General features: G+C 59.2%; 15 protein-coding genes. 4 read left to right on the top strand and 11 right to left on the bottom strand.

What is annotated here, in order from left to right:
- Positions 1-111 precede the first annotated feature (111 nt).
- The 6 genes from BGIM_RS0140900 to BGIM_RS0140925 form a co-directional block, all read right to left on the bottom strand.
- Entirely contained in the window at positions 112-867 is a 756-nt protein-coding gene (locus BGIM_RS0140900; RefSeq protein WP_020475390.1) for a tetratricopeptide repeat protein, read from the bottom strand.
- A gap of 13 nt (positions 868-880) precedes the next feature.
- Positions 881-1984, bottom strand: coding sequence for a PIN/TRAM domain-containing protein (locus BGIM_RS0140905; RefSeq protein ID WP_020475391.1), 1104 nt, complete (start codon positions 1982-1984; stop codon positions 881-883).
- 76 nt (positions 1985-2060) lie between these two features.
- Positions 2061-3254 (bottom strand): deoxyguanosinetriphosphate triphosphohydrolase, encoded by a 1194-nt coding sequence (locus BGIM_RS0140910; RefSeq protein ID WP_020475392.1) that lies wholly within the window; start codon positions 3252-3254, stop codon positions 2061-2063.
- A 91-nt stretch (positions 3255-3345) separates the two neighbouring features.
- On the bottom strand, positions 3346-3906 hold the full coding sequence (locus BGIM_RS0140915) for a Uma2 family endonuclease (RefSeq protein ID WP_020475393.1): 561 nt from the start codon (positions 3904-3906) through the stop codon (positions 3346-3348).
- A gap of 180 nt (positions 3907-4086) precedes the next feature.
- Positions 4087-8808, bottom strand: a complete 4722-nt coding sequence (locus tag BGIM_RS0140920) for a glutamate synthase-related protein (protein WP_020475394.1) — start codon at positions 8806-8808, stop codon at positions 4087-4089.
- Positions 8809-8978: 170 nt separating this feature from the next.
- The gene (locus BGIM_RS0140925; protein WP_238537817.1) at positions 8979-10328 is read right to left on the bottom strand and encodes a DUF1501 domain-containing protein; all 1350 of its coding nucleotides are present in this window, start codon (positions 10326-10328) and stop codon (positions 8979-8981) included.
- A gap of 235 nt (positions 10329-10563) precedes the next feature.
- On the opposite strand from BGIM_RS0140925, the gene BGIM_RS0140930 reads away from it, so the two are divergent.
- The 3 genes from BGIM_RS0140930 (at position 10564) to BGIM_RS0140940 (ending at position 15298) form a co-directional block, all read left to right on the top strand.
- Complete coding sequence (locus BGIM_RS0140930; RefSeq protein ID WP_020475396.1) at positions 10564-12249, top strand: thioredoxin-like domain-containing protein; 1686 nt, start codon at positions 10564-10566, stop codon at positions 12247-12249.
- A gap of 189 nt (positions 12250-12438) precedes the next feature.
- Positions 12439-12981 carry a protein-disulfide reductase DsbD family protein gene (locus BGIM_RS0140935; RefSeq protein WP_157369810.1) on the top strand — a complete coding sequence of 181 codons (543 nt, stop codon included), beginning with the start codon at positions 12439-12441 and terminating at the stop codon, positions 12979-12981.
- 181 nt (positions 12982-13162) lie between these two features.
- A complete protein-coding gene (locus BGIM_RS0140940; RefSeq protein WP_020475399.1) occupies positions 13163-15298 on the top strand; it encodes a protein-disulfide reductase DsbD family protein in 2136 nt (711 codons plus the stop codon).
- Between the two features lie 7 nt (positions 15299-15305).
- Here BGIM_RS0140940 and BGIM_RS0140945 read toward each other — a convergent pair whose 3' ends face one another.
- Both BGIM_RS0140945 and BGIM_RS0140950 read right to left on the bottom strand, forming a co-directional pair.
- The gene (locus tag BGIM_RS0140945) at positions 15306-16019 is read right to left on the bottom strand and encodes a hypothetical protein (RefSeq protein ID WP_020475400.1); all 714 of its coding nucleotides are present in this window, start codon (positions 16017-16019) and stop codon (positions 15306-15308) included.
- A 171-nt stretch (positions 16020-16190) separates the two neighbouring features.
- A complete protein-coding gene (locus BGIM_RS0140950; protein ID WP_020475401.1) occupies positions 16191-16976 on the bottom strand; it encodes an MBL fold metallo-hydrolase in 786 nt (261 codons plus the stop codon).
- An 81-nt stretch (positions 16977-17057) separates the two neighbouring features.
- Here BGIM_RS0140950 and BGIM_RS0140955 point away from each other — a divergent pair, with 81 nt between their 5' ends.
- Positions 17058-18368: an alkaline phosphatase D family protein gene (locus BGIM_RS0140955; RefSeq protein WP_020475402.1), complete on the top strand. Its 1311-nt coding sequence runs from the start codon at positions 17058-17060 to the stop codon at positions 18366-18368.
- Between the two features lie 26 nt (positions 18369-18394).
- Here the strand turns inward: BGIM_RS0140955 and BGIM_RS0140960 are convergent, their stop codons facing one another.
- The 3 genes from BGIM_RS0140960 to BGIM_RS0140970 all read right to left on the bottom strand — a co-directional run bounded on the left by BGIM_RS0140960 (position 18395) and on the right by BGIM_RS0140970 (position 20493).
- Positions 18395-18640 (bottom strand): hypothetical protein, encoded by a 246-nt coding sequence (locus BGIM_RS0140960; protein WP_020475403.1) that lies wholly within the window; start codon positions 18638-18640, stop codon positions 18395-18397.
- Positions 18618-19229 (bottom strand): zeta toxin family protein, encoded by a 612-nt coding sequence (locus tag BGIM_RS0140965; protein ID WP_390568249.1) that lies wholly within the window; start codon positions 19227-19229, stop codon positions 18618-18620. Before BGIM_RS0140965 ends, BGIM_RS0140960 begins: the two co-directional genes overlap by 23 nt.
- Positions 19230-19308: 79 nt before the next feature.
- A complete protein-coding gene (locus BGIM_RS0140970) occupies positions 19309-20493 on the bottom strand; it encodes a DUF4912 domain-containing protein (protein WP_020475405.1) in 1185 nt (394 codons plus the stop codon).
- Between the last annotated feature and the right edge of the window lie 751 nt (positions 20494-21244).

A 21244-nucleotide genomic window follows, 5' to 3' on the forward strand; every position in this document is an offset into this window, starting at 1 on the left:
GGCCAAAAGAAATGAATCGGAAATGCCCGTCCGTATGCGGTTATGAAGACTGCCTATGACAAGGGGCCAGACCCAAGCAGCGGTCAAACTATCTCTTGCGAAAAATAATCCTCACCGCCGGGTGCTGATCTCCGTCAGTCGCTTTTCAGCCTCGGCCACGCGGTTGGCGTCGGTGTCGTTGCTGAGGACGGCTTTGTACCATTCCTTGGCTTTGTCGTACATCTTGAGTTGGCGGTCATAGAGGCGGGCGGCGCGGAGGCGGGCGTCGGTCACGCCGGCTTTGTTCCATTGGACCGAGCGTTCGTAGTAGGCGGCGGCCCGCAGGTATTGCGGCTTCGGGCGGTAGTCCTCGTAGATGTCGCCGAGATGGTAGGCGGCTTCGGCGATCTTGTCCGATTCGGGGTGGCGGTCGAGGAGGCCTTGCAGCAGGATTTCGGCCCGGCGCTGGTTGTCGATGTATTCTTCGCCGGTGCCGCGCCCCTTGAAGTCCATCGCCCGGCGGAACAGGGCGTTGGCCTCAGGGATGTTTTTGCTGGCCTGAAGGGTGGGTGGGGGAACGTCCTTGATGTCGAGGCGATAGGAATACTTCATCATCCGGTGGAACGAGCGGATCTCGTCCTGCACCCAGCGTTCTTTTTCAATTTCGTTGTTGCCGTCGTAGTGCTGGCGGAGTTTGTCGAGAGAGGCCCAGTATTCCTTGCGTACTTTCAACAGGTTTTCGACGAGTTCGACCTCGGACATCTTGGCCGGGTCGGTGGTTTCCTTCGCCGGTTTGGGGGGCGGGGTGACGTTGTTGTCTGCCGTCACATAAACAGCCGTCCCGCCGCCGGCCAGCAGCGTCGGGATCAACAACCATCGAAGGGACACGGCCGGGCTCCTGTCATTTGTCCAAGGCACGGGCCTCCGCAGTCGGAGGGACGGTCCCCGGAGGACGTTGAGGATCAATGCGCCCGAAGATCATTCGGCCCGCGGGGGTTTGCAGCACGCTGGTCACGGTGATGCCGACCTCCTGTCCAATGCTCACCCGTCCCTGTTCGACCACGACCATTGTGCCGTCTTCCAAGTAGCCGATGCCCTGGCCGGGTTGGTCCCCCGGCTTCACCAGCTTGATGGTCAGGATTTCCCCCGGCAGCGCCACCGTCTTCAGGGAGTTCGCCACCTCGTTGAGGTTGATGACATCCACGCCCTGAAGCTGGGCGATCTTGTTCAGGTTAAAATCGTTGGTCACCACTCGGCCGTCGATGGCCTTGGCGAACAACACCAACCGCTCGTCCACGCGGACTTTCTCACTGAGTTCTCGCAGTTCGGCGACGTTGCCGTCGTGCATGATCAGTTCGATCTTCGAGTTGCCCTGCAATTTCTTCAGGATATCCAACCCGCGACGGCCCCGGTTCCGTTTGAGCTTGTCGGAGCTGTCCGCAATCGACTGAAGTTCCTGCAGCACGAACCGCGTGACGATCAACTTGGAATCAACCAATCGAGTATCGCACAAATCCGCGATCCGGCCATCGATAATCACGCTGGTGTCCAGAATGAGCGGCTTGTTTCCCTTGGTTTGCTTGGCAAATTCGACATAAGGGATAATGAACCGAAATTCGTCCTTTGTCTGCAAAAGCGTTGAAATCGTTATGTAACAACAAACCACCGTGATAAACATCCGGGCGATCACCATGATCGGGTCGTTCCCCTCCCCGCCGAACCACGAACTGAGAAAACGTTCGAGGGCCATCGAAAACAGCCAGCCGAGCAGCAGGCCGAGCAGCAGGCCAAAGTAGAGGGCCGACAGGGTGGAAATCTGCTTGTTGCGCTCCCACAAGTCCGTGAACAACACCACGCCGCCGACGGCCAAGACGACGAGCATCGCCCGGAAACCGAGCCAAAGGCTGCGGCCGTCGTTCCCTTTTTCGGCGAAGGTGTCAAACGCGGCGATGCCGAGTCCGAGAAGAAAGGCGGCAAAAAGACCGCGAAGCAGCCAGAGTAACATGGCAAACCTTTGTGTGGGACTAGCGACCGGACTTGAAATCTCAGACGGTCGGCGGCGGGAATAATGTCCGGATATGTTACGATTCTGTCGCCGGATGGAACAGCCGGGCATATTCTTCCCCGGCAAAGCGATCAGTCATCCCGGCCAGATAATCGGCCACCACCCGTTCGAGCGATTCCTCACCGGACACATCCCCCGGCGGGAAAGTTCGCCGGGACCGCTCCGGGGCGCCGGTCCACCTTCTCAAATGCCGCTCCGGCAACAAGTCCGGCTTCAAGACGAACTCCTCAAACAACCTCCGCAGGAAACTTTTCCCTTTCTCGGCCATCCGCACGACGCGATGATGGCGATAAACCCGCTCCCGCAGGAAGCGTTCCAGTTCCACCTTCCGTTCTATCAATTCCGGGCTGAAGCCGACCAATGGAGCCGGAAAGGCCCGCACATCGGCCACACTCGTGATCCGGTTGGCGGCCAGTCGACGTTCCGTTTCGACGATCAAGTCCAGCACCTGCCGGGCGATCAAATCGCGCAGCACGGCCGTCCGCATTCCGTCGGCGTTCAGCCCCGGATGCGCCTCCCGCACCGGTTTGGCCACCTCCCGCCAGAGACGTACACCGTCCAAATCGGCAAGGGAAATCAGCCCGATGCCGAGGGCATCGTCGGTGTCGTGGGTGTCGTAAGCCAAACTGTCGGCCGCATCGACCAACTGGGCTTCCAGCAGCGGCGAACCGACCTCCCAAAACTCCCGGAGCGAAAGATCATCGTGGCGTTTGGAATGCTGGACGAAGGCTTCCCGCAGTTCCCAAGAGAGATTCAACCCCGGAAACTCGGGGTAGCGGGCTTCCAGCAAATCAACCCGGCGAAGCCCGTAAAGGTTGTGGTCGAAGCCCCCGTGATCACGCAGGCATTCGTTTAACGCCTGCTCCCCGGCGTGGCCGAAGGGAGGATGGCCCATGTCGTGCGACAGGGCGATGGCTTCCGTCAGGTCTTCATTGAGACGGAGCCGCCGGGCGATGGTCCGGCTGATCTGGGCGACTTCCAGCGTATGCGTCAGCCGGGTACGGTGGTGGTCGTTAATCTGCCCGACATGGACCTGCGTTTTGCCCAACATCCGGCGAAAGGCCGTGCAATGAACGATCCGCTCCCGATCCCGTTGATAAACGGTGCGAAACGGATGTGGCTCCTCAAGGTGCTGACGCCCCCGGCTTTGACTCCCCCGCATGGCGTGGGGGGCAAGCCAGGTTTCTTCAAAGTGTGACCAGTCGTTCATCGGCTCAATTCGGAATGCGGAATCAAAAACAAAGACGCGTCACATTCTACGGTTCTTGCCTTCGATTCCGTATTCCACATTCCGAATTCTTCTACGCCATCAGCCAGTCCACGGACAACCGCCAACCGGGCACTGCTGGTTCGGCGTCGGCCTCTCCGCCCGCGACAAATATTGTCGGATTTTCCTCGCCGGAATGATAGCTTCGCACCACCCCGGCCACGGGATCGACATCCCAGACAACAAGCGTCCCCGCCTCGAAGTATTCCACCCGTTTGGCGGCGAGGGCAGCCTCGGCCGACGGGCCATAGTCTCCCTCGCTTCGCACTTCGGCGGCAAAGTCAGGGGGACCGGGAACAAATCGCATCTCATTGGCAGGAGGCGGTCCCGAATAATAGGCGGCATCCGGGGAAAACGACTCCCGGCCTGTGGACAACTCGGGCACGGCAAATCCGACGTTGTCCCCAAACGCCTCGCCTCGCCCCAAGCGGTCCACATGATCCGCCAGCCGACGGAGAAGGCGGGTGGCGATAATCCCCGGACGGTATCCGGTCGGCACGGCGCGCACCACCCTTCCGTTGACCAGTTCGGCTTTGCCGACGACTTTCGCCAAATCGGCCAACGTCGCCCTGGGAACATCAAGCGTGATAATCATGGAAAATCTCGAAACTGACCGATCCGATGGCATCATACCACAACGGCCGGGCCGACAATCAAGCACACTTGCCCAATAGCGTCAGATGTGCTTGAAGTTCCAGACGGATGCGGTCTGAACCATCGGTGTGAATACGGAATCATTGAGGCCGGAAAGCTGCCTTTGATTCCGTATTCCGAATTATCCCGCATTCGTCCCGCTGGCCGCGAAGTCTTCCATCTTGCGGGCAACGGCCAGCGGCAGCACCTTGCGGAGCTTCCGCATGCGTCGAACTTCCGTCCAGTCCTTAAGGATTGCCGCCGCTTGACGGCTTTCCGTCCGGGCGTGATAGGCGATGATCAGCGGGTGAATCCATTCGTAATCGACGTAGTTGCAATCGATCACCGCCACGCTCTTGCTGTGGAGTTTGAGGGCCAGATCCCCCTTTTCGTCCAGCACGATCATTTCGCCGCCGGTCATCCCGGAGCCGACTTCGTTTTCAATCGGCCCGAGAATCACCACCCGGCCGCGGGTCATGTATTCGCAGGCGTACTTGCCGACCGACTCGGCCACGATGGTCGCCCCGGAGTTGCGGATGCCCAGTCGGTGACCGGCCTGACCGCCGAGGAAGATCGTCCCGCCGGTGGCCCCGTAACCCACGTTGTTCCCGGCGACGCTCTGGATCACCCCGCCGTAATCGTTCGTCTTGTAGTCGAGCGTCACGACGACGGTTCCACCGGAGATGCCCTTGGCGACACCGTCCTGGGCGAAGCCCTTGAGTTCCAAGTCCAGCGAATTGACGTTCCATGCTCCGAAGCTCTGGCCGGCCTCGCCCTCGAAGCTCGCTTTGATCCGGCGGTTGTTCGGCATCCCCTCCCGGCCGTAAGTCCGGGCGATCAGCCCGGAGATGGTCGCCCCGACGGAGCGGTCGCTGTTGCGGATGCGGAACACCAAATCCGCGTTCTTGCAGGAATCGACGGCATCCTTCGCCGCCTCGACGATGCGTTCGTTCATCGTCTTGTCGCCCAGCGGGCCGCACACGCCCAAGCCGCCTGTCGTCTGCGGGAAGTTCTTTTCCAACGCATCAAGCGACATGTCCGGCCGGATGAACTTGCTGACATCCACCAGTGCCGCCCGGCCCGGCAGTTTCGGGTTCTTGATGAGCAGGTCGCTTCGCCCGGCCAGTTCGCGGATGTGCTTGAAGCCCATCTGCGACAGCAACACTCGGACTTCCCCGGCCACCTGATGCAGATAAGCCTTGGTGTGTTCCGGGTGGCCCTTGTATTCGCCTTGCGTCCCGGTGATGCCCGTCGGGCAGTTCGGGATGTGGCAGCTCTTGCAAACGATGCACCCGACAGAGACCATTAGGGCCTGCCCGAAGCTGAATTGCTCGGCCCCGAAACAAGCGTACTTGATGACGTCGCCACCGTTCTTGATGCCCCCGCCGACGCGGAGGACCACGCTCGAACGCAACCCGTTCGTGACCAGCGCTTGATGGGCCTCGGCCAACCCCATCTCGCTCGGCAGACCGGCGTGTTCTTTGCTGGAAAGCATGGCCGCCCCGGTGCCGCCGTCGATGCCGTCGATTTCAATAATGTCGGCCCCGGCCTTGGCGACGCCGACGGCGATGGTGCCGATGTTTTCGACCGCCACCAGTTTAACGCTTACAGGCATGCCGGGTTTGACGGCCTTCAAGTCATAGATGAGTTGAGCCAGATCTTCGATGGAATAAATATCGTGGTGCGGCGGGGGGCTGATGAGATCGTTCCCCGGCTTGCCGAAGCGAATTTCGGCAATCTCCTTGGTGACCTTCTTGCCCATCAATTGCCCGCCTTCGCCGGGCTTGGCGCCTTGGGCCATCTTGATCTGGATTTCATCTGAATTCGTCAAATACTCGGCATCCACCCCGAACCGGCCGGAAGCCACTTGTCGAATCCGGCTGCGGAAGCGGCTCTTGCGCAGGTCGCCGTTGAGGGCGTACACCTCCGGTTGGGCCTCCCGCTCGGCGAGCGTCTTTTCCCAGAACGGTCCCCACGGGCGTTCGGGGGCATCGTTGCGGAAGCGAGCCTCGCCCCCTTCGCCGGAGTTGCTGTAGCCGCCGAGTTCGTTGAACGCAGCCGCAAGCGTTTGGTGGGAGGCGCCGGTCAGGGCCCCGTGGCTCATGGCCGCGCCGCGGAAGTGATTCACGATCAGGTCGAGCGTGTCCTGCACTTGCTCCATCGGGGTGACGCTGTTCGTCTTCTTGATGAGGAACAAGTCGCGCAACACCGTCGGCGGGCGCGTGTTCACCATGTCCGTGAACTTGCCCCATTTGTCGGCGACCCGTTGCGGGGCCTCCGTGTCAATCTCTTGCGGCGGGGCCGTGTAGGCGATTTCGCCGCCGCCCGATTCCGGTTCGGGGTGGGCTTCCCGCACCGAGTCCCGCAGGGCCATGCGGACCTTGGCGTTGAACGCCATGTAGTCCTTGTTCCGGCCGAGAACGGTCATCTTCTCGGCCTGTTCCACCCGCCAAGCGGCGTCTTCGACGAGTTGCTTGAGATTCAAGCCGCCGATACGGGAGGGGAATTCACCGAGGAAGGCCATGATTTCCTTGCCGAAACCGACCGCCTCGAAGAGTTGCGCGCCGCGATAGCCTTCGATGGTCGTGATGCCCATCTTGGCGATGATCTTCTTGATCGAGTCTTCCAAGGCCGCGAACAGGTTCTCCAAGCATTCATGCGGGGAGATGGTAATTTCCTGCTTCGTCTCGGCATCCTTGAAGGTCAGCCCGTTCTTGATGAGCCGGAGCATCAGGTAAGGATGCACGGCATCGGCCCCGAAGCCGACGAGACAACAAATGTCGTGCCCTTCCTGCACGTCCATCGCCTGGACGATCAGGGTGCATTTGTCCCGCAAGCCCTGCAAACACAGATAGGTGTGAATCGCCCCGAGCGCGAGCAGCGACGGGATCGGCACGATCCCCCGGTTGACGGCTTCTTTGTCCGAGACGCACAGAACCGCGTACCCGGCGTGAACGGCCTTCTCGGCCTCGCTGCGGATGCGGTGCAGTGCTTCGCCCAAAGCTTGCTCGCCCCCCAGCAGCGGGAACGTCGCGTCGATGACGGTGTACCCCAACACCTCATTGCGGCGAATCTCTTCGACAACGGCGTCCGAGATCACCGGGGCGGCCAGTTCCATTTGCCGCACGGGGAGGCCGGTCTTTTCGACAATCGTGCCGGTGCGGGCCGAGTTGCGGAATCCGCCCGGCCGGCCGAGATAGGTGGCGATGGACATCGCTCCCCCTTCGCGGTACGGGTCGATGGGGGGATTGGTCACTTCCGCGAAGGTTTGTTGCAGGTACTTGAACAGCGTGGGGTGATGGTTGCTGAAGATGGTCAGCACCCGGTCGTAACCCATCGAGCCGAGCGGTTCCTTCTTGAGCTTCGCCATGTCCTTGACGAACACCGCCCGCTCGAAGTCCCAACCGGCGGCCTGCAACAAGTGATCGAGCGACCAGTTGCGGGCGGTGAGCATTCCCCCCACTTGATCATCGATTTGGGTCGTGAAGTCGAACCCTTCGGGAACGATGATTTCGTTTCGATTCACTTCATGAAGATTGCCGAGTTCGGCCCGCACTTCGTCGACGACTCGCTTCATCGTCTGGTGATGGTCGAGGCGTTCGCCGGTCAGCGTGTCGAGGGCGATCATCTGGCCGGGTTGAAGCTGCCCGCTGGCGACGATGGTGGATGAATCCACGCCGAAGACGCCGGATTCGCTGCCGATGTACAGCCAGCCCCGCTTGTCAGCCGACCAGCGAACCGGGCGAAGCCCCATGCGATCCACAGCCCCGACAACCACGCGGCCATCGGTGGCGATCAGGCCGGCCGGGCCGTCCCACGCGCACAAGCTGCCGAAAGTCCGGCGACAGTAGCTGAACAGGTCAACCGCGTCGCGGCCCCAGAATTCGGCCTCGGTGTCCCACACCGGCGGCACGGCCACGCGGATCGAACGCAACAGACTCCAGTTCCGTTCGAGCATCACATGCTCGATCCACTCGTCGAGGCTCGCGGAATCGCTCATCTTGGGGCTGAGCAAATCGCCGCCGGGAATCGCCGGGTTCAAACCGCGCGAATAAGCGTGGACGGCGTTCCGGTTCGTCCGGATGGTGTTGATTTCCCCGTTGTGACAACTGTAACGGAACGGCTGGCCAAGCGCCCAGTTGGGGTAAGTGTTGGTCGAGTAGCGCCGGTGGAAGATGGCGATGCCGGACTCGAAATCATCTCTCGCCAAGTCCGGATAGAAGTCCGAGAATTGGAAGGAGGTGAGAAGCCCCTTGTAGCTCAGCAACTTCGGGGAGAGCGACGACATGTAAACGCTCAGGCCCGCCGTGATGAACTTGTGCCGGAGTTCCAACCGCTTGCGGTAGAGGAAGAGTTCGACCACCTCAGTTGTGTCGTTGCAGCGCAGCAACAATTGCTCAAAGGACTTGGGCCGCACTTCCAGCGCGCGGGGCGGCAGGGCGGCATCGTTGACGGGGATTTCCCGCCAACCGAACCAATGGACCGGCCCTTCCGAGAACGCTTCGCGGATTAATTGCTTGGCGAGGTCATACTTGGCGGGTTCGTGATCGTTGAAGAAGAACACGCCGACGACGAGCCGGTCTTCCGGCTTGAGGTATTTCGCCTGGTCGAACTTGAGCCGCTTGGCCTCTTCCTTGAAGAAGTCCTGCGGAATCTGGCAGGTGAGGCCGGCGCCGTCCCCGGTGTCGGCGCAGACGCCGCCACGGTGTTCGAGGGCTTTCAGGGCAATGACGGCTTTCCTGACGACTTCGGAGGTGGGTTTCCCGTCTTTGGAAGCCACCGCGCCAATTCCGCAGGCATCTTTGCCCACGTCGTCCGTATAGAGGAGTTGCCCGGAGCGAACCAGCGCCAGTCCCTCATTCATCGCCCTACATCCTTCCGGAGAGTTGAAAAAGATCCCATCGACCCGCCAGCCAACGCTGGAGGATCGCAAACATTACTAGTTTTAGCAATTCACCCAAGCTTCCACAAGCGGATGGCGGGGGATTCTGGGCGGATCAGGAAGTGACCGGGGATGGAGGCAAACCGGCGGCCTCACCCGTTCTGAAACAGGATATTCATCGGTTTCCCGGAGCAGACACTCGACGGCCGGTTCTGAAGGTCGCGGATCTCGCTGGCCGGGTCCACGCCGAGCATTTGATAGATGGTCGCCCCCACATCGAACGGGGTATAGGACACCGACAACGGATGAGCGCCAATCCGGTCTGACTTGCCGATCACCCGGCCGCCGACGACGCCCGCCCCGGCAAACAACCCGGAGTAGACGCCCGCCCAGTGATCGCGGCCCGGTTTCGGGTCGCCGGGCAGAGTGGATACCTTCGGGGTCCGGCCAAATTCACCCAGCACGGCCAGGAAGGTGTTTTGTAACAGTCCCTCGGCCTCCAGTTCATCCACCAGTGCCCCGAGGGCTTGGTCCAGCCAAGGCAGCAGGCGGGTTTTCAGTTTGCCCCAGTTATCTCCGTGCGTGTCCCACGATTGAACGATCCCCATGTTGGCCTGAATGATCGGCACGCCGGATTGCACTAACCGCCGGGCCAGCAACAGCGATTGCCCGAATTGATTGCGGCCGTAACGGTCGCGGACTTTCTCCGGTTCGCGGTCAAGCCGGAATGCTCCGGCCACCCGGCCGGAGGAAAGCAGTTCAAAAGCGTGGCGTTGATGGTCTTGGAAGGAGGCATCTCCTTTCCGAGACGATTGTATCTGCTCTAGCAAGGTCTTGCGCTGATCCACGCGGGCGGGGTCCGTGTCGGCCGGGAGGGTGAACGCCTCCATCCGAAACTTCGGTGAATTCGGATCTTGGGTGACCAGCATCGGATCGTTGGCCGGCCCGAGGAAGCCCCCGTGCTGGCCCGGCCAGGTCAGCGGTCCCTCGATCAACGAGTGAGGCAGGGTGACGCCGTTCGGAATGCCATCGTGCCGGGGGCGCAGTTGGTTGAGCCCGGCGGCATAACACGGCCAATCCCGGCGAGAGAGGACGTTGTCCAGATCCGTTCCACGCTGGTTCGGCATGGTCGAGCCGGTCAGCAATCGGTGGGTGCCGGGCAGGTGGCTGTTCTCACGGTGTGAAAGCGAGCGAACCAGCGCCCAATGCCGCATCCGGGCCGCGAGTTGGGGAAGGTGTTCGCAAATTTGAATGCCGGTGACGGCGGTCGGGGCTTGCTTGAACTCGCCGCGAATCTCGGACGGGGCGTCCGGCTTCATGTCCAGCGTGTCGATGTGGCTCATCCCGCCGGTCAGGTTCACCAGAATGACGGACCGCGATTTGGCTGGCGCCGAAAGACTCTCGGCCGCCCGTGTCTGGCCACCGGACGACATCGGCAGCCCCATATGGATGGCGGCCCCGGCCCCGATGGTCAAGAAGTCACGACGGGCAAGTGATGACATGAGTGTCATTTGGTTGAATCCGGCGGGTGACGAAGCGAACCACATGGCGGGAGGACCAACTTCATCCTTTATACATCAAATTGTCCCGCCAATCCATGCACAATTGGCCGGGCGATGGCTCGGGCCAAATTTCTTCGGCCCTCCCCCGCTCAGCTTTCACTTTCTTTCCCCATCGCTCTCGGGTAAGATATTTGGACGGTTCAATCCTTCCCTGCGGTACGGAGTCCCTTCCATCATGTCGAATTCCGCGGATCCGGTTTCCCACCATGCCGGACGGTACGTTGCGTTTGGAGCCTTGTTGCTGGCCGTCGCTTTTGGCGGCATTCTCGCTTTCTCTGGTTGGTTCCCCGGCGACGCCATCGCCCAGGGTGACCCCAAGATCAAAGCCCCGCCGCCCAAAGACGAAGATGACGCCCCGCCCAAGAAACTCGCCAAAGCCCCGGAACTCGATGGTGGCGTCGCCTGGCTGAACACCGGCAAGCCGATCACCATGAAGGACCTCAAGGGCAAAGTCGTCCTGCTGGACTTCTGGACACTGTGCTGCATCAACTGCATCCACGTCATGCCGGACCTCGCCAAACTGGAAAAGAAGTACGAAAAGGAACTCGTCGTGATCGGCGTGCATTCCGCGAAGTTCGACAATGAAAAGAACAGCGAATCCATCCGCAAGGCCATCCTTCGTTACGACCTCAAGCACCCCGTGGTGAACGATGCCGACATGAAGATCTGGAACACCTACGACGTGCATTCGTGGCCGACGCTGGTGCTGATCGACCCCGAAGGGAACTACCTGGGCCAAACCTCCGGCGAGGGGAAATATGAAATCCTCGACAAGGTGATCGGCAAGGTCATCGAAGAACATAAGAAGAAGAAGACCCTCGACGAAAAGCCCATGCGGTTCGACACGGCCAAGTTCCGGGACAAAATCGACTCCCCCCTGTATTTCCCCGGCAAAGTGCTGGCCGATGAAAAGACTGATCGTTTGTTCATCGCCGACAGCACCAATCACCGGATTGTGATCACCGATCTGAAGGGCAACAAGATTGCGGTGGCCGGCATGGGCAATCCCGGCCGAAAGGACGGCGATTTCGCCGTCGCTCAATTCGACGACCCTCAAGGCATGGCCCTGAACGGGGATGTGCTTTACGTGGCTGACCGCAGAAATCACCTGATCCGTGAATTGAATCTCAAAACCAGCAAGGTGCGAACCATCGCCGGAACCGGCGAACAGGACCGCGACCGTGGTGAAGGCGGCGCGGCCCTCGAACGCGGCTTGAACAGTCCGTGGGACTTGTACCTCGACGGCGGCCGCCTCTTCATTGCGATGGCCGGGCATCACCAAATCTGGACGCTCGACCTCAAAGAAGGGAAATTGGCTCCTTTTGCCGGCAATGGCCGGGAAAACATCAAGGACGGTCCGCACGAAATCGCCAACTTCGCCCAACCGAGCGGCATCACCAGCGACGGCAAAAACCTGTACGTCGCGGATTGTGAAGTCAGCGCCGTGCGGAGGGTTCCGATGGACGGCAAGGGCCGCGTGACCACCCTCGTCGGCACCGGGTTGTTCGACTTCGGCGACGAAGACGGCACCGGCAAGGAAGCGAAACTGCAACACGCCATCGGCGTGTTGTACCACGATGGCAAGGTGTTCGTGGCCGACACCTACAACTCGAAGATCAAGTCGATTGACCTGAAAACGGAGGCCGTCAGCACGTTCATCGGAGCGGCCAAAGGTGACAAGGAAGCCGCCCCGCTCAACGAACCGTGCGGCCTCTCCATCGCCGGGGGCAAACTCTACGTGGCCGACACGAACGCCCACCGAATCCGCGTGATTGATTTGAAGAGCAAAGAAATCACCACGTTGCCGCTCAAGGGAGTCGATTCCGTGACGCCGATGGTGATGGCTGATCCGAAGAAGTAAACAAAGGCAGTCCGACATGCTCTTGTTGAACAGCCAGCAAGAACCCCACTGCGTCAGCGGTGGGGGTGGCTGCCACTGTCTAAAAACCACCCCCACCGCTGACGCAGTGGGGCTCTTGGCCAAACAACCGCATGACAAAGCGTTGCTGGCCAAAATCAATTGAATTTCAACATGGAAGGTTTCCGTCCCATGAAAGCCCTGCTCTCTCTCGCCGTGGCCTTGGTTGTTTCCACAGTGGCCGTCGCCCAGCCCAAGGACGCCATCAAGAAAATCGAGGCTGTTTTTGAACCGGCCGAGGCCAAACCCGGCCAGACGGTGTCGCTCAAAATCACCATCGCCCTCGGGGATGGTTACCACTCCTACCCGGCTGTCCAGCCTTCGCCCGCCCACCGGTTTAACGTGAACAAGTTCACCTTCGTCAACGAAGGGAACCTCATCGCCGTCGGCGAACTGGTGGACCCGGTCGGGGCGAAATCCAAGAAAGACGAAGACGGCGAATTGCTGTACTACCCCGGCGGCGGCACTTGGTTGAAAAAGGTGGTCGTCTCCCCGGCCGCGACCGCCGGAGCCACCAGCGGCAAGGTGAAAATCCGCGTGCTGATTTGTGACAAGGACACCTGCTTCCAGCCGAAGATGGTTGACTTGGAAGCCCCGCTGAAAATCCTCGACGGCCCGGCCGTCGCCGTTGACAAGGCTTATGCGAAGGAAATTGAAAAGGCGTTGAAGAAGTGACCTTGTTTGGGGAACCGGTTCGCGTCAGCGCCAGGAGTTTGGGCCGTGCTTGATTCCAACCCAAACTCCGGGCGCTGACGCGAACCGGCTCCCCAAGCATCAATTCATGCCTGAAAGACTTTGGCCGCCAGTCCGTAATTACCTTTCATCGCTCGCCGCTAATCCCACTGGAATCCTCCTGATGAACCGGATGTTGTTGGCTCTCGTGGGTTTGGCCGCCTCACTGTTCTCTGGCTCTGCCCAAGCACAAGGCATCTCCTTTGCCAAGGCGGTGAAGAGCATCGACGGACGGATCGAACCCGCCGAGGCCAAGCCGGGGCAAACCGTCCAATACATCCTCTCCGTGAAACTCAATCCGGGTTATTACACCTACCCGTCGATGCAGCCGGATCAGAAAGAAAAAGACAGCCAGACCACTATCCAACTTCCGGAACCCGGTGACTTGCTGTTTGTCGAACCCGTCCATGATCCCGCCGGGGCCAAGACAAAACCTGGTCCCGCTGGCACACTATCGTACTACCCGGAGGGAGCCACTTGGAGCTTCACGGCTGTGGTGTCTCCGAACGCGGCGCCGGGCACGCGAGAACAGCGTCTCAAACTTTTCAGGATTCCGATCTGCAATTCTGACACCGACCAATGTTTACCGCCGAAAGTGGTGCCGGTCGTTGCCTCATTCAAAGTGGCTGACGGCCCGGCCGTGGAAGTCGATCCCAAATACCGCGAGGCAGTCGTCAAAGTCGTCGCCCCGGCCCGCAATGCCAATCCAAGTCCCGTCATCGCCCCAGAACCGAAAAAAGAACCAGCCAAGGTTGAACAAAACGAAGAACCCAAAGCCGTCTCCCTCAAGGTTCCGGTCAGTCGGAACTATTCAGAAGACATGAAAGAAGTTCTCGCCCAATTGCCGGCGCCGACCTTCGACAACGCAGGGTTTATCGTCTTTCTGCTCACCGCCGCCGGTTGGGGATTCGTCACACTGCTGACACCGTGCGTGTTCCCGATGGTTCCCATCACCGTCAGCGTGTTCATCAAACAATCTGAGCGACAGGGAACCAACCCGTTGGCGCAGGCCCTGATTTACGCGGGGACAATCGTGGTCGTCCTCGGACTGGCCGCCATGACCTTGTTGTCATTCTTCAGCCGGTTGGCCGTAGACCCATACATGAACGTGGCCCTCGGGACATTGTTCGTCGTTCTCTCGCTGAGTCTGTTTGGTTTGTTCGATCTGACGCTACCAAGTTGGATCGTCAATCTGACGGCCAACCGTGAAGGCAAGGGGGGCTATCTTGGCACAGTGTTCATGGCCCTGTCTTTCACCCTTGTGAGTTTCACTTGCGTGGCTCCGTTCCTCGGCGGTTTCAGCGGCATGGTGGCCTCCGGAAACTTCGGAACATTTCAGCTGATGTGCGGCGGGCTGGCTTTCGCTGCCGCGTTTGCCTCGCCGTTTTTTGTGCTGGCCCTGTTCCCAAGTTTGCTGAAAAAACTCCCGAAGAGCGGCGGTTGGATGAACACGATTAAGGTCGTGATGGGTTTCTTGGAACTGGCGGCCGCGTTAAAGTTCTACCGCACCGCCGAACTGCGGCTGACAGATGTGCCGAGCCTGTTCACTTACGACTTGGTGCTTAGCCTCTGGGTGGTGTTGATGATCGTCACAGGGTTGTATTTGCTCGGGCTGTTTAAACTGCCGCACGACCACGATGCCGGGGAACACCATATTGGCCCGTTCCGTCTGTTAACAGCCATCGGGGTGATGGCATTGGGTATTTATCTGCTTCCGGGTTTGTTCTCCAAAGGCAATGAAAAGAATCGTCCCGGCGGGACCGTTTTTGCATGGGTGGATGCCTTCTTGCTGCCGGAACCCAGCATTGGATCTCTGACGGATTCCGGGGATGGCAAACAACTCGCGTGGTCTGGTGATTTAAGGCGTTCACTCGACGACGCAAGAAGCAAGGGAGGCTTCGTGTTCATTGACTTTACGGGCAAGACATGCGCCAACTGTCGGCTCAACGAAGAGAACATTTTCAGCCAGCAGGAATTCAAGGATCTGTTGAAGAAATTCACATTGGTGCAGATTTACACGGACACGGTGCCGTCCAGATTTTATGACGGCCCGGTGGACCTCGCCCGGCAAAATGCGGATGGCAGCGCAAACAACAAGTTCCAGATGGCGGCGTTCGGCGGCGAACAGCTTCCCCTTTATGTGATCCTCAAACCGGAACAGGGAGGGAAGACATCTGTGTTTGGTGTCTATGACGAAGGGAAGATCAGCAAAGTTGATGCGTTTCGGAACTTCTTGAAGAAGCCTTTCGCCGAGAAATGAAAACAGATCATCCCCCGGCGGTCACGGCTCTCCAAGCGGCGCGCCGCAGGGGTTCCAAGACTTGTCGGGGAATCATTTCCGTGTGATCTGCGGTTAAAATCAGCAATTCGTCGCGGGTCACCCCGGCGGTTTCCCGCAAAGCGGCTTCGCTCCAGTCCGGTTCCGGGCGATATCCCAACGGAACCAACACTTCCCGGCCCCAGAATCGTTCGGCCGGTTCGGCCCACGGCAATTTCTCGCCAATCAACAACACCCGATCATCGCACAGGCAGGCCCGGACAGATTGAAGTTCGGCCGTGGTCGCGTTTTCCACCCAATCCCGCAAGGCCGGCAATGGACAACGCAAGGCAGAAGTCGGCCGTGGAATGTCCGAGGGGACCAGCCGACACAAAACCCGTTCTCCGCTCGAAACACCCGGCGGCAACGGCGTGAACTTCGCAGGCAGCAACACCTGATCGAACGGGACACTCTCCCCCGGCGGCGGCACATCCCCGGCAGGCAGAAATTCTCCGGACCGGAACCATTGCCCGTCCCGCGTGGCAAACCACTCCACCCCCGGCACGGCCAGCAATGCGGCAACCACCGTCTCGCCGTGACGCCCCCAACGAATCCACGCATGTTGATTCGTTGAAACAACGGTGATATGGCCGACCGATCGCAACCCGGCAAGGGCCGACAACCCGGCAAGTGGGACACGGGCGGCTTGAAAAGGGAGATTCATACGGGTTGATGCGAGGAAGAATGAAAAGGCGCTAACCACAAAGACGCAAAGGTCACACAAAGTTTCACAGAGAAAACCAGTGAAGATATTATTCTTCCGTCTTCTTTGTGAAACTTTGTGTGACCTTTGCGTCTTTGTGGTTAGCGCCTTTCCTTCATTCTTCTCTTCGCGTTAAAACTTCGGCATTCGGCCGGCGATCACGTCGGCTTCCCATTCGTGCAGAAGGGGCCAGTCGACGGCGCAGGTGCCGAAGTCGGCCATATACTGGTATTCGCTCAGGCGGTCGATGGCCTTTTGGATGATGCGGGCGTCCCGGCGAAACACCGGGCCGTGGCTCGGGAGCAGGTATTCCGAATCATCGGCGAGGATTCGCTTGAGCGACCGCACGAAGTCCGGCAGGCTCGATCCGTGGTGCGCGTCGATCACGCCGACGCAGCTATCCCGATAAATGTTGTCCCCGCTGAACAGCAGGGTCCCCATTTTGAGGGCGATCTGCCCCGGCGTGTGCCCCGGCGTGTGCCAGACGGACAGTTTGAGTTTGCCAACGGTGATGGTGTCGCCTTCGTTGATCGTCTCGTCGATCTTGCACGGCGGCATCGGAATGTCGATCCCTTGGGCCGGGATGGAGGCGTAAGTCATCACGGCGTCGCCCCGTTCGATGGGGGAGACGCTCAACGGGTGGGCCAGCACCTTGGTTTTCAGGCGTTCGCGGGCGCGTTTCAGTCCCTGAATATGGTCCGCGTCCGCATGCGTGGCGATGATGCCTTTGCACTTCGTCAGACTAAAATCCATCTGTCGGATCAGTTCGATGATGTCATCGACCGAATCCTCGAAGCCGATATCCACGAGGACGTATTCCCCGGCGTCCTCAACAAGATAGATGTTCACGCCCAACCGCCGGCCGGCCTGGTAATTGAACTCGATCACATTCGGAAAAATGTACTTCCGACGCAGCATGATTCCATTCCCGAAGAGTAACCGACGGCCATCGCACACCCTGATATGATAAGCGGGACTTGCCCGCGGGGAACAGTTCTCATGAATCGTCGCGTGTTTATCGCCGCCGCCGCGGCCGGAACACTCGCTCTGACCGTTCGCCGCAGCCACCCGGCCGGCGACCTTGGCCCGGTGATGTACGCTTGGTGCGGGGCCATGACCCCCGTTTCGTGCCGGGTGGTGGTTCGCACGAAATTTCCGTCGCCAACGGTCAGACTCATCATTTCCCAAGAAGAAGATTTCAAGGATTCCACCAAAAGCATTGCACAAGCCTCCGCCGAACCCACCGGCTGCCATCTCACCTTTGAAGTGACGAAACTCTCCCCGAAGACGGTTTATTTTTACGGGTTTGAGGTCACGGCGGACGGCAAGACAGAATGGGCAAACGTCGGTCGTTTCCAGACCTTCCCCGAGGGGGCGGCCGATTTTCAGGTGGCGTTCGCCTCCTGCGCCCGCACGGGGTCGACTTCCCCGGTGTTTGACACCATCGCCCGGAACAACCCCGATTTGTTCATCCACATGGGAGATTTCCACTACGAGAACATCGCCTTGGAGGCCCCGGCGCTGCGACGCGACGCCTACGCCCTTGTCCATGCCTCCGAGACACAGTCTTACCTCTACAGGCATTTCCCGATTGGCTACATCTGGGACGATCACGATTATCTCGGCAACAACACGGACGGCGTGGCCGTCACCCCCGCGCAGAAGAGAGCCAAAACAGACGCCCGGTTGACCTACCAGCAATGCGTCCCGCACTATCCGCTGGCATTTGGCGACGGGGATTTTCCCATCGGTCAGGCGTTCACCCTCGGCCGGGCACGGTTCATTCTCACAGACAACCGATCCGAAAAGATCCCCGGCGACACAATGCTCGGGGTCGCCCAGAAAAAATGGTTCAAGGACGAAATTCGGGCGGCGAAGACCAAACACCCGCTAATTGTGTGGGTGAACACGGTCCCGTGGATCGGCGTGCCGAACTCCCTCGTGGACTTTTGGGCGGGCTACGATGCCGAACGCCGGGAATTGGCCGATTTCTTCAAGGCTGAAGGTCTCGCCGGGCGATTGTGCATCCTCAGCGGCGACTCCCACATGCTGGCCATCGATGACGGGTCGCACAGCGATTACGCCACCGGCGGCGGCATGCCAATCCCGGTGTTTCAGGCGGCCTCCCTCGACCAACGCCCGTCAGCCAAGGGGGGGCCTTACAGCCACCCGCAGATCCCCGGAGCGGGCCAATTCGGTCTGATGCAAGTGCGGGACAATGGGAAGGAAATCCGCGTTCAATGGAAGGGGATGACTTTGGACGACAAAATGGCCAAAGGAATGGGACACGAGTTTATCGTGAAAGGCTGATTCCATTCCCCAACAGTCGGGACAAATCAAGAAAGGTTTGGAGTCGCCGGTTGTTCTCCGTGAATGAACGGAGCATATTCGGGGATGATCTGTCCATCCTCGACTTCAAACTCCTTCAAGTTGGCAATGGTTTCGCGAGGAGAAATGTAAACGACTTTGCCGTCACGCCAAGTCGGCACAGATCGCCCGAGCAAGGCATGTTCACGAACCGCCCGACGAATCGCCTTCTGAACGGCCTTGGTCCGGTCTTCAATTGTCAGGTTTGGAATCATATGCGATCAACTCCTGAAAAAGCTGGAAGTCCGCAGGTTGAATGACCGTTGGTTTCTCCTGTCGGGAACCAAACGCAGTCAATTCCGGCCAACGGCCCGCATTTCCGAACATCATCCAATGGTCGGCCAAACCCCGATAATCGTCCCAGAAATTGGACATGGTTTTGGGATGGCGTCGCCGGATCGTTTCGGCGGGAATGTGATGACCGCCACTTTTCACCCGGAGGCGAACTCGCTCGATTGACATCTCTGGCGAGGGCAGCCAGAAATAACACAGTTCGACACGATACCCCTCTGTTTGAAGTCTCCGCAAAAAAGAGATATAAGTTCGGCCGGAAAGGGTGGATTCAAACGCAAAGCTGGCTTTCTTGTCGGCCAGATCATTCAGACGAGCGAGCATTATCTGCCCCGCTTGAATTGCTGATCGCTCTGGGGCGAAGGCATTCAACCCGCGTGCGATGGCGTCCGTGTTTACGAATGGCATTGACCGTTTATTGCCGAGAAGCATCTCCGAAGCCGTGGTTTTTCCGGCTCCGTTGATGCCGCCAAGGATCACGACGAGAGGTTCTTCGGGAGGCATGGAAAAGATTTTATCATCAGAAACGACAGGAGGGTGGAAAAGTCGAACGACTTTCCCACCCTCCTGCTTGTCTTAATTATCCGGTCGATCAGTTATTGTCGCCATCGTTGATGAGCGGTTCGAGTTCCTTCGTGTTCCGTTCCACGGCCAGCACGATCTTGCGTTCCTCAACGCCGTCGGCCGATTCGGCCACGCAGGGAAGAATCTGTCGGCCGTCCGGGAAACTGTATCGCATGGTGAAACTGCCGTCCGGGCGGAGTTTCACGGGTTCGCCTTGGAGGGTGACCCGGGTTCCCGGCATTGTGCGGCCGAAGACGATCATCTCGGCGTCGATGGAGAAAAAGAACTTTCGTTCTTTGCCGCCGACGGTGGTGGTCGTCGGCGAGAGGGCCGGGGCGTTCATCGGGCGGCGAAGGCGTTCTTCAAAGAACTCCTTGAGGGCTTCCTTGTCCGAGGCTGGTGTCTCAAAGCCATTGGACATCGCGTACAAGCGGTCGGCTTGCTTGGCGTCGATGTCGGCCCAATTTTCGTCGATATTGTCGCTCACCCCGGCCTTCGGGGGGGTGACAATGTTTGAGCGGCCCAGCACGTAAAACTGGTTGCGCTTGGACAGGTAGCCAATATCCACGCGATAGGATTTCGGCGGCTGGCTCACTTCGATGTACCAGTTGGTGCAACCGCCGTGGATGTCGATGTCGCGGACAATGGCCTCGGCCGTGCTGGTCGTGTCCTGGGAGGTGACATCATAAACCCGCAGGATGGGCTTGGAACCGTGCCAGTCCTGACCAAGAGCAGCCTCGGCCCGTTGAACGGAATGATGGGTGAGTTCCCAATAAACATGCAGCCAGAACGGATCGCGGACAATCACAACGATGCGGTCTTTTTGGCTGTTGCCCTGAAGGTTGCGATGAGCCTTGCCGTTGACCCCGACGGCATGGTTGACCGCCTCGGCGGGTTTGTGGACGCCATTGGTTTCGTGCGCGGCGGGCTTGGCTTTGGCGGCGGGAGCTTTCGGCGGCACCGGCGGGGTGGCGGCCTTCACCGGAGTTTTGGCAACCGGGGGATGTTTGCCGTTGACGGAGGGAACAGGCTTGGCCTTGGGTGTGGCGGCGGTTTTGGCTTTTTCGCGGTCTTTGTCCCGCTTTTTCATCGCGCGTTGGATGGCTTTCACGAGATCGTCCTTCTTCATCGAATGGAAACCTTCGATGCCGAGGGTTTTGGCCTCGTCGGCCAGTTCCTTGCGGGAAGCACTGTTCAAACTGTCAATATTCATGGCACGGCACTCCGTTCCCGCCGCGAGGTTTGGCTCGTCGGGGGAACCGATTCAAGGCATCCATTGCCCCTTCACCATTCCGCCGGACTTCCCGCCCGACGGTCTACTTTTCAAACGCCAGGCAATTTTTCAATCATCGCATTCGTTGTCGCCAGTCGCCATGTCAGTCGAACCGGAAAACCAGAATTCACGTTGTCGGCGAGGCAATCAGTGGCGGGTATGGGGAGGCAATCATCGACGCGCATTCCAACCAACTTAATTGGATTCGAGGCCGACGGCGAATCGTCGCCAGCGGGCCGAATTTTGCCGGAGGGTAATCAACAACCCGATCCCGAACAATTCGGGTCTTTCGTCCCCGCGAGCGATCCAACCTTGGCTTTCCCTCTTTCCGATCCGAACCAATCCCAAAGGAGAGAATCAAATCGAACGGAACAACCTTGGCGACCGTACTCCAGCAGCGGGCCGGACATCGGGATTAAACGAGTGAAAAGTGGCGTCGTAACTGTCAAGCCACTACGGACTTCGCACGCTTTAATAATTGAATCATAAAGATTCGTTGATCCGTTGTCAATGAAAAAATCACTCCCTCCGGCGTCTTGAGGCAGATCGTTTCCCGTCTGGATTTATTATCCGACGGCGATCAACCCACCCCAAGCTCTGGAGCGCAACTGTTTTCTGGAAATAATCTTACAGCAACAATTCCCAAGTTTTCCGCACAACGACAAGCAACCAATTTTGAATGAAACCGGCT

The sequence above is a fragment of the Zavarzinella formosa DSM 19928 genome (genome assembly GCF_000255705.1).
GTDB classification, from domain to species: Bacteria; Planctomycetota; Planctomycetia; order Gemmatales; family Gemmataceae; genus Zavarzinella; species Zavarzinella formosa.

Bases quoted from the DNA above. Each gene is read 5' to 3' on its own strand.
- BGIM_RS0140905 (WP_020475391.1), bottom strand. From the start codon at position 1,984: ATGTTACTCTGGCTGCTTCGCGGTCTTTTTGCCGCCTTTCTTCTCGGA.
- BGIM_RS0140910 (WP_020475392.1), bottom strand. From the start codon at position 3,254: ATGAACGACTGGTCACACTTTGAAGAAACCTGGCTTGCCCCCCACGCC.
- BGIM_RS0140915 (WP_020475393.1), bottom strand. From the start codon at position 3,906: ATGATTATCACGCTTGATGTTCCCAGGGCGACGTTGGCCGATTTGGCG.
- BGIM_RS0140920 (WP_020475394.1), bottom strand. From the start codon at position 8,808: ATGAATGAGGGACTGGCGCTGGTTCGCTCCGGGCAACTCCTCTATACG.
- BGIM_RS0140925 (WP_238537817.1), bottom strand. From the start codon at position 10,328: ATGTCATCACTTGCCCGTCGTGACTTCTTGACCATCGGGGCCGGGGCC.
- BGIM_RS0140930 (WP_020475396.1), top strand. From the start codon at position 10,564: ATGTCGAATTCCGCGGATCCGGTTTCCCACCATGCCGGACGGTACGTT.
- BGIM_RS0140935 (WP_157369810.1), top strand. From the start codon at position 12,439: ATGAAAGCCCTGCTCTCTCTCGCCGTGGCCTTGGTTGTTTCCACAGTG.
- BGIM_RS0140940 (WP_020475399.1), top strand. From the start codon at position 13,163: ATGAACCGGATGTTGTTGGCTCTCGTGGGTTTGGCCGCCTCACTGTTC.
- BGIM_RS0140945 (WP_020475400.1), bottom strand. From the start codon at position 16,019: ATGAATCTCCCTTTTCAAGCCGCCCGTGTCCCACTTGCCGGGTTGTCG.
- BGIM_RS0140950 (WP_020475401.1), bottom strand. From the start codon at position 16,976: ATGCTGCGTCGGAAGTACATTTTTCCGAATGTGATCGAGTTCAATTAC.
- BGIM_RS0140955 (WP_020475402.1), top strand. From the start codon at position 17,058: ATGAATCGTCGCGTGTTTATCGCCGCCGCCGCGGCCGGAACACTCGCT.
- BGIM_RS0140960 (WP_020475403.1), bottom strand. From the start codon at position 18,640: ATGATTCCAAACCTGACAATTGAAGACCGGACCAAGGCCGTTCAGAAG.
- BGIM_RS0140970 (WP_020475405.1), bottom strand. From the start codon at position 20,493: ATGAATATTGACAGTTTGAACAGTGCTTCCCGCAAGGAACTGGCCGAC.